Genomic DNA, 887 nt, shown 5'->3' with positions numbered 1-887 from the left:
TATAATCCGGTACAATCATGTTCTTTATCAGCTTCTCATCTTGCCAACAACTCTTAGCGTTCAAGAATATTCATGAGAAGCCTTTTTACTTCTTTTTTATGATTTTTACACCACGCCCACTTATAATGTACAAGAAACATGATTTTGATTAATATACATAGATTTGCAATAAGAAGAACGGACAATATTCAGCTTTCTCATTCAACATGAAAAACAATGATAAGACTTATAAATCAAAGCCTTGATCCACTATAATGCCCGATGAGACATGCGTGATAATGATAAGTAAATATTCTCACAGAGCTTTTTTGAGATTTCCTTCTAAAAAAAACACTGCCAACAAGTAAATCAATAAATAAACAGCAAAAATATAAACGAGCGAGAAAAAGCCAAACATATCGACCATATACGCACTCATGTAAAAAAATACCAAGAGGCTCAATCTTCCAACAGTTGACAAGAAGGATTCGTATGTAGCCCTAAAATGATCACTAATATTATCATGCAAGACCACTTCTACACGAAGATAGGTGTACCTAATGAGATAAAAAGTCATACAGACTAAAATGACAGCAATTTCTTTTCTTGGTTCAAAAAAAGCGACTGTAAAAATCAGTGAAGCTGAAAGAAACAACAGTAAAATAAAGTTCATTCTTTCACTTAGTTTTGTAAAGAGAAAACTAGCCAAAAGCTGAGAGAACAATATCAGCGAAAATGTCACACCAAGATCAAAATAAGTGACATTAATATGATGATCTTTAAATATCCACTGCCAATACTGCGAGAATATATTGAAAAAGATCAATGAAAAATAAAAGCATAAAGAAATATAAGGAACTTTAATAAAAATAGACAACATCTCCTTAGCTTCACAAATGAGAGAATTC

General features: G+C 31.7%; 1 pseudogene. It reads right to left on the bottom strand.

The window, feature by feature from the left end:
• Positions 1 to 295 precede the first annotated feature (295 nt).
• Positions 296 to 887: pseudogene (locus ACFIO3_RS14230) on the bottom strand (MFS transporter); the annotation flags it as partial.

The sequence above is a fragment of the Bartonella sp. AD328YNZD genome (assembly GCF_042196425.1).
The sequence above is the reverse complement of the archived record's forward strand: the minus strand, read 5'-3'. Positions and strand labels throughout refer to the sequence as shown.